Source organism: Brevundimonas sp. UBA7838 (assembly GCF_002500885.1).
Taxonomy (GTDB): domain Bacteria; phylum Pseudomonadota; class Alphaproteobacteria; order Caulobacterales; family Caulobacteraceae; genus Brevundimonas; species Brevundimonas vesicularis_C.
Genome location: NZ_DLTK01000087.1, coordinates 898 through 7,570, shown reverse-complemented (window position 1 = coordinate 7,570; position 6,673 = coordinate 898). Strand labels below are relative to the sequence as shown.

At 65.6% G+C, this 6,673-nt stretch carries 9 protein-coding genes; 1 reads left to right on the top strand and 8 read right to left on the bottom strand.

All coding sequences use genetic code 11. From position 1 onward, the window contains the following. The 6 genes from B3T77_RS06970 to B3T77_RS06945 all read right to left on the bottom strand — a co-directional run. Positions 1-345 (bottom strand): magnesium chelatase domain-containing protein (locus B3T77_RS06970; protein ID WP_292078345.1); only part of this gene is annotated, 345 nt, incomplete at its 3' end. 60 nt (positions 346-405) lie between these two features. Next, complete coding sequence (gene gshB / locus B3T77_RS06965; RefSeq protein WP_292078344.1) at positions 406-1,362, bottom strand: glutathione synthase; 957 nt, start codon at positions 1,360-1,362, stop codon at positions 406-408. Positions 1,363-1,452: 90 nt separating this feature from the next. Beyond that, a complete protein-coding gene (locus B3T77_RS06960; protein WP_201098812.1) occupies positions 1,453-1,647 on the bottom strand; it encodes a Trm112 family protein in 195 nt (64 codons plus the stop codon). A 75-nt stretch (positions 1,648-1,722) separates the two neighbouring features. After that, positions 1,723-2,379, bottom strand: a complete 657-nt coding sequence (locus B3T77_RS06955; RefSeq protein ID WP_026108391.1) for an LON peptidase substrate-binding domain-containing protein — start codon at positions 2,377-2,379, stop codon at positions 1,723-1,725. Between the two features lie 55 nt (positions 2,380-2,434). Then, complete coding sequence (gene trxA, locus B3T77_RS06950) at positions 2,435-3,340, bottom strand: thioredoxin (protein WP_292078338.1); 906 nt, start codon at positions 3,338-3,340, stop codon at positions 2,435-2,437. Between the two features lie 554 nt (positions 3,341-3,894). Then, on the bottom strand, positions 3,895-4,413 hold the full coding sequence (locus B3T77_RS06945) for a prolyl-tRNA synthetase associated domain-containing protein (protein WP_292078336.1): 519 nt from the start codon (positions 4,411-4,413) through the stop codon (positions 3,895-3,897). Between the two features lie 37 nt (positions 4,414-4,450). Here B3T77_RS06945 and B3T77_RS06940 point away from each other — a divergent pair, with 37 nt between their 5' ends. After that, a complete protein-coding gene (locus tag B3T77_RS06940) occupies positions 4,451-5,218 on the top strand; it encodes a DUF6065 family protein (protein WP_240612040.1) in 768 nt (255 codons plus the stop codon). Between the two features lie 43 nt (positions 5,219-5,261). Here B3T77_RS06940 and B3T77_RS06935 read toward each other — a convergent pair whose 3' ends face one another. Together B3T77_RS06935 and B3T77_RS06930 are read right to left on the bottom strand one after the other, a co-directional pair. Next, positions 5,262-5,834: a CC0125/CC1285 family lipoprotein gene (locus B3T77_RS06935; protein WP_292078333.1), complete on the bottom strand. Its 573-nt coding sequence runs from the start codon at positions 5,832-5,834 to the stop codon at positions 5,262-5,264. Positions 5,835-5,933: 99 nt separating this feature from the next. Beyond that, complete coding sequence (locus B3T77_RS06930; RefSeq protein WP_055809403.1) at positions 5,934-6,566, bottom strand: LysE family translocator; 633 nt, start codon at positions 6,564-6,566, stop codon at positions 5,934-5,936. Positions 6,567-6,673: the final 107 nt, after the last annotated feature.

The window sequence follows — 6,673 nt, the reverse complement described above, 5'->3', positions numbered from 1 at the left end:
GCCGTCCAGCCCCAGCTCGCCGAGGGCGGCCCAGCCGTCGAGCGCATCGGGCGCGATCACCCCCATGGCCGCCATCAGGGCCAGAGCGATGGGCAGGTCGAAATGGCTGCCCTCCTTGGGCAGGTCGGCCGGCGCCAGGTTGGCGATGATCCGCTTGGCGGGCAGGGCCAGACCGATGCCGGCGAAGGCCCCGCGCACCCGCTCCTTGCTTTCGGCCACCGCCTTGTCCGGCAGGCCCACGATGTTGAAGATGGTCGGCCCGTCATTGCCGATCAATTGGACCTCGACGTCGACGCGCCGTGCTTCCACCCCGTCAAAGGCGACCGTGACAACCCGCGCGACCATGTCGTTCTCCCACCTGAACAAGAGAACGAACCATGAACCGAAATCTAATTCAAGTGGCGATCACGCAACCTGTGCGGCGCGTTTGGCCTCGATGGCGTCCCACATGAGGGCCGTGGCGTCGATGCCGGTGAAGGCCTTCAGCTGCTGTGCGCCGGTGGGGGAGGTGACGTTGATCTCGGTCAGATAGTCGCCGATCACGTCGATGCCGACGAAGATCAGGCCGCGTTCTCTCAGTGTCGGACCGATGGCGGCGCAGATTTCCAGGTCGCGCGGCGTCAGCTCGACCGGCATGGCCGTGCCGCCGACGTGCAGGTTCGACCGCACCGCGCCCGCCGCCGGGACGCGATTAATGGCGCCGACGGGCTCGCCGTCGATCAGCAGGATGCGCTTGTCGCCCTTGGACACGGCGGGAATGAACTTCTGGATCACCAGCGGATCGCGGCTGCCGGCGGCGTGGATCTCGATCAGGGCGTCCAGGTTGGGGTCGTCGGCGCGCAGCTTGATCACGCCCGAACCGCCGTTGCCGTGCAGGGGCTTCAAAACCACCTCGCCATGCTTTTTATGGAAGGCGTCCAAGGCGACGGGGTCGGCCGAGATCAGGGTCGGCGGCTGCAGGCCGGGGAAGGCGGTGACCATCAGCTTTTCGGGGGCCGAACGCACCTGGGCCGGGTCGTTGACCACCAGGGTCCGGGGATGCACCGTCTCCAGCAGATAGGTGGCGGTCACATAGGCCATGTCGAACGGCGGATCCTGGCGCATCAGGATCACGTCCACGTCCTGGGCCAAATCCAGTTTTTCCCAGTCGCCGAAGTCGACGTGGTTGCCGACCTCGCGCCGCACGGTGATCGGGCGGGCGCGGCAGTAGAGGCGGCCCTCTTCCAGCGCCAGGGTGCGGAAGTCATAGACCCACTGTTTGTGACCGCGCGCCTGAGCCGTCTCGGCCATCAGGAAGGTGGTGTCCCCGGCGATGTCGACGGCCTCGATCGGGTCCATCTGGATGGCGACTCTGAGGGTCATTTTTCTTGGGCCTATCGCGCGTTGCGCTACTTGAGGCCCTTTGGGCGCGCCGCGCTCCGGGCCAGTGGATGTTCGGTGTCGGTGCGGCGGTCAGTCGATCTGACGCGCTTCCTCGGCCAGCATGATCGGCACGCCTTCGCGGATCGGATAGGCCAGTTTGGCGCCCGCCGAGATCAATTCGTTGGCGTTGCGGTCGTAGGTCAGCTTGCCGCGCGTGACGGGGCAGACCAGCACCTCCAACAGGCGGGGATCGACGGACACGGGCGTATTGAAGGCGTCACTCATTTTTCTTGGCCTATCGCGCTGGCGCTAGTTGAGAGCTCTTTAGGGCGCTACCGCGCTTTGCGCTACTTGAGCCCGTCATTGCATGGACGGTGCGGCGTCGTCACCGCCGTCGGCGGCGTCGATGCGCATCAGGGCGGTCAGGGCCTCGGCGCGGGGCATCAGGCCCATGGCCTCCAGCAGAGCCTGCTTCTCGGCGGGTTCGAACGGCAGGGCCATCGACAGGCTGTTGACCAGGGCCTCCATCGGCGCGGTCTCGGCCGTCTCCCAATCGATGTCCAGGAGCCGGTGGGCCATATAGGCGCGCAGGGCGTCGAGGAAGGCGTCCCTGTCGAAGTCCGGCTCCTCGGGCGGGGAGACGAGATCGTCCTCATAGGCCTCGAACGCCGCGCGAACCTGGCGGTAGGGGGTCTTGGACGGCATCTCGGCGGCGATGCGGAAGCGTGACACGCCGGTCAGGGTGATCAGATAGCGCCCGTCGGAGGTCTCGGCGAAACTGGTGATCCGACCCGCGCAGCCGACGGGCGACAAGCCGGGCAGGGCCGGCGTGCCGCCCTTGGGCTGGACCAGGCCGATGATCCGGTCGCCGGCCATGGCGTCGTCCACCATGTTCAGATAGCGCGGCTCGAAGATGTTCAGCGGCAGCTGTCCGCGCGGCAGCAGGATGGTCCCGCCCAGCGGGAACACCGGGATCACCTGGGGCAGGTCGAGGGCGCGGACATAGCCTTGAGGCATCACTTCTCCTGGGGCCTACCGCGCTTCGCGCTGCTTGAGGCCCGCTTGTTCTGGATCACGAAAACAGAATGGACGACAGGCGGCGACGGCCATCCTTGGACACGTCCGAGGTCAGGCCCGCCGCCTCGAAGATGACAAGCAACTGTTTGCGGGCCGCCTGATCGTTCCACTCGCGGTCGGCCTGGATGATGGCCAGCAGATTGTCGACCGCGCCCTTGAAGTCGCCGGCCGCGCTCTGGGCCTCGGCCAGGTCGAAACGCGCCTGATGATCGTTCGGATCGGCGGCGACCTTGGCCTCAAGTTCGGCCGAGGCGCCGGAAGGGGTTTTAGACGCCAGGGCCAGTTGGGCGCGCACGCTCTGGACCGTCGGCTCCTTGGAGTCCTGCGGCGCCATGGCGATGGTCTGGGCCGCCTGTTCGGGGTCGCCGCCCGCCAGATAGACCCGCGCCATGCCGGCGATCGCCTTCTCGTTCTCAGGCTCGATCGACAGAACGTGGGCGAAGGCTTGGGCCGCGCCGCCGAAGTCGTTCAGGCCCAGCGATTCCTCGCCCAGCTCCAGCAGTTGCGCCGTCTCGGTCGAGCCGCCCTGACCGCCGGTCAGCTTGTCGATGAAGGCCTTGATCTGACTGTCGGGAATGGCGCCCTGGAAGCCGTCGACCGGCTGGCCGTTGACGAAGGCGTAGACAGTCGGGATCGACTGTACCCGCAGCTGGCCCGCATAGGCCGGGTTGGCGTCCACATCGATCTTGACCATCTTCACCGCTCCCTTGGCGGCGCGCACGGCCTTCTCCAGCGCCGGACCCAGGGTCCGGCACGGCCCGCACCAGGTGGCCCAGAAGTCGACGATGACCGGCTGATGCTTGGACGCCTCGATGACGTCGGTCATGAAGGAGGCGTCGGTGCCTTCCTTGATCAGGTCGCCGGCGGCGTCGGGGGTCAGGGTCGGGTCGAGCAGGGTCATGGGCGAGGTCCGCGCAGAGATCGGTCAGTGTCAACGGTTCAGATGGCGTCGGGATGCGTCGGCATCAAGCCGGGAAAAGGTCGCGCCGGGATTTGAGACGGTGGTGACGAAAAACACCGTCTAATTCGTCTAATTCGTCTAAAATCGCCTCTCGTCGCCGCGCGCTTGATCCATGATTTGCGAGATGGGGCTTAGGCCGCGAGGTTCAAGCGGTTGGCGTTAAGCGGTGACGACCGCGCAAACGCAAGGCTAGCCGGCCTGCCAGAAATATGACGCTAGGCCGATCAAGATGGCTAGGCTTAGGCAGGCTCTCAGCGCCAATGAGGGCTTGTACCAATCATTGCGTCCCTGAAGCACTGCCGTTTGATGTTCACGCACTCCGCGTTGCAACATGACGAAGGTTGATAGCCCGACGAGCGGCAACCATGCGTACGAAGACGTGACCCAGACCCAAGTCTCTTGGATCAGGTTGTTCACTCCCAAGAAAGATAGCATCGCGACCACAAGTGAGATTATCGCCAGCGCCCACATTGCTACTGTCCAACGATCTGGCATCAAATATCCCTCAAAGCCTCGAAATCCACAACGACCGGCTCCCGCCCCAGCAGCGCCAGAACTCGCCGAAAGGCCGACCGATCCAGGGCGGTGGTCGCCGTATTGGTCAGGGGGTGGAAGTTGACGATGTCGGCGTCCCACAGGCGCCGGTCCAAGACGAAGGTGACGCGGCGGTCGGTGTCGTTGATCAGGCCCAGCGCCGTGACCGAGCCGGGGCGGACGCCCAGCGTTTCCCACATCAGGGTCTCGGCGCCGAACGACAGGCGGCCTGAGCCTATGACGGCGGCGGCGCGCTTCAGGTCGATGACCGTGTCCTGACGCGCCGAGATCAGCCACAGCCGGCCTTTGTGATCCTTCAGAAACAGGTTCTTGGTGTGGGCGCCGGGCAGGTCGGCCTTGAGGTCCTGCCCCTCCTCGACGCGAAAGACGGCCGGGTGGTCGTGGGTGACATGATCCACGCCGTTCGCCTTCAGCCAGACGGTCAGGGTCTCGCGGTCGAAAGCGGGTGCGTCAGTCATGGTTGAGCCGTCGGGTTTCGGGCGTTAGGAAATGGTCATGGTCGATACCGTCAACACGCGCCCGCTGGAACTGGAATGCTATCCGATGACGGCCCGGCCGCCGGACCTGGTGCCCGGCCGCCAGTCGCGCAACTGGATGGACGCCTTCATCAGTCGCCACCCCTATCGCTGTCTGCCGCTGAACATGGCCAACACGACGGGGTGGGAAATCCTGTGCCCGTTCGGCTTCTCGGCCGAGTGGAACGGCGGTCCGCGCCAGGAAGACATCGTCATCACGCCGGATCGGCCCCAGCACGATCTGGCCCATTTCGTCACCTCGCACTTCTCGCGCGGGGTGCTGACCATGCATCCGCAATATCTGTTCCGCACGCCGCCTGGCTGGGGGATGATGTGCTCGGGGTCGCCCAACCATGTGAAGGACGGCATCCAGCCGCTGGTCGGCCTGATCGAGACGGACTGGCTGCCCTTCCCCTTCACGATGAACTGGATCTTCACCCGGCCGGGGCGGATCACCTTCGAGAAGGGCGAACCCTTCTGCTTCATCAATCTGATCGAGCACAAGAAAGTCGAACAGTTCCAGCCGATCATCCGCACGCTGGAATCCAACCCGGTGATGAAGGGTCAGTTCGAAGCCTGGAACCGCGCCCGCACCGACTTCAACCAGCGTTTGGCCGGCGGCGATCCGGATGCGGCCAAGGAGGCCTGGCAGCGCTACTACTTTAAGGGCGAGGTGCCGGAAGATATGGGCACGGCGCCGGCGACCCACTCCAACAAGCGCCGGCTGAAGTCGCCGCGGGTGGGATGAAAGAAAAAGCCCCTCTCCACGCCGTGGAGAGGGGCTTTTATCATCAGGCCGCCGGGCGGGTGACCTGCGGGCCCAGGTTCTGGATCACCTCGCGGGCGTCGAAGGCGTTGGGGTCATTGGCGGGTTTGGGGCCGCGACCCAGGACGATCTCGGCATTGGCCTCGAATCGATCGACCTGGCGGACGTCGAAGTCGTTGACGCCCCACGGGCCGTAACGGTCCCACGGGCTCCAGAAGCCGCTGCGGTAGTAGCGCCACGACGGACCCCAATAGGGGCTGTAGAAGCGGTTATAGCCCGAATAGAACGGATCGGGCGTACCCACGAAGCGGGTGTCGCGGTCGGTGGCGCGGTTGACGGTGGAGAACCAGTCGTAACCGCTCTCGACGGTCAGTTCGGCCGAACGCAGCAGCAGCGACTGTTCGACCTGTTCGCGCGAGGTCAGCGAATTGCCCGAGAAGCTGACCCGGAAACGATTGTTCTCCAAGCGCTGGTGGGCATAGCCGCCACGCTGGCCGTTGAAGCCTGCGGGTTGATACGGGGTGGCGGTGGCGCAGGCCGCCAGGGCCAGACCGGCGGCGACGGTCACCGCTAGGGTCTTCAGGGGGAGGGTTTTCATGACATCAAACTCCTTGATCGCCCATTCGGGCGCTCTGACGGCTGAACGGAGCATGAACGAAGGCGTTCCCGACCACTGTATGACGAAGCGTCGCGGCGTCTAGAGCCGAAGAACGATCAGCACGGCGGCGACCATCAGCAGTAGGCCGACGAAGACGCCGAAGCCCTTTCGAAAGCGTGGTTGCTGCATGCGTTGCGACAAGGCGGCGCCGGACAGGGCGTAGGTGCTCATCGATACCATATCCATGCCGATGGCCGCCATGGCGAACATCGCCATCTGCGGCGCGACCGGGCGGTTCACGTCGATGAAGGGCGGCAGGACGGCGGTGAAGAACAGGATAGCCTTGGGGTTTGCGATCTGGACGGCGAACCCGTCGATCAGGGCGCTTCGGCCTTTTTTGACGACGACCTCGTCGGGATCGGCGGCGGTGGCGAAGGCGCCGCGCAGCGCCTTGATCCCCAGCCAGGCCACATAGAGCGCGCCCAGGACGGCGATGACCTTGAAGGCGGCGGGGAAGGCCTTGACCAGGGCGCCCAGACCCAGGGCCGCAGCGCCGAACCACACCAGCGTCGCGGCGTTCATGCCCAGCACGCCGATCAGGGCCGAGGCGCGGCCCTTTTCAACGCCGGTCGCGACGGCGAACAGATTGGCCGGGCCGGGCGTGATCGCCATCACCGCCATGACGCCGAGGAAGGTCGAATAGAGGTGCGGATCGACGGGCAGGGCAGGCATGCGGCGCGATGTCGCTGCTTAGTCGGGCGCGGTCAAGGCGCTCTGTCTCCTCCCCGCGTCGTGGGGAGGTGGCGCGGCGCGTCTTCGCGCCGTGACGGAGGGGCTCT

Excerpts from the sequence above, each read along its gene's own strand:
- trxA (WP_292078338.1), bottom strand. The coding sequence starts at position 3,340 with ATGACCCTGCTCGACCCGACCCTGACCCCCGACGCCGCCGGCGACCTG.
- B3T77_RS06955 (WP_026108391.1), bottom strand. The coding sequence starts at position 2,379 with ATGCCTCAAGGCTATGTCCGCGCCCTCGACCTGCCCCAGGTGATCCCG.
- B3T77_RS06935 (WP_292078333.1), bottom strand. The coding sequence starts at position 5,834 with ATGAAAACCCTCCCCCTGAAGACCCTAGCGGTGACCGTCGCCGCCGGT.
- B3T77_RS06940 (WP_240612040.1), top strand. The coding sequence starts at position 4,451 with ATGGTCGATACCGTCAACACGCGCCCGCTGGAACTGGAATGCTATCCG.
- B3T77_RS06930 (WP_055809403.1), bottom strand. The coding sequence starts at position 6,566 with ATGCCTGCCCTGCCCGTCGATCCGCACCTCTATTCGACCTTCCTCGGC.
- B3T77_RS06960 (WP_201098812.1), bottom strand. The coding sequence starts at position 1,647 with ATGAGTGACGCCTTCAATACGCCCGTGTCCGTCGATCCCCGCCTGTTG.
- gshB (WP_292078344.1), bottom strand. The coding sequence starts at position 1,362 with ATGACCCTCAGAGTCGCCATCCAGATGGACCCGATCGAGGCCGTCGAC.
- B3T77_RS06945 (WP_292078336.1), bottom strand. The coding sequence starts at position 4,413 with ATGACTGACGCACCCGCTTTCGACCGCGAGACCCTGACCGTCTGGCTG.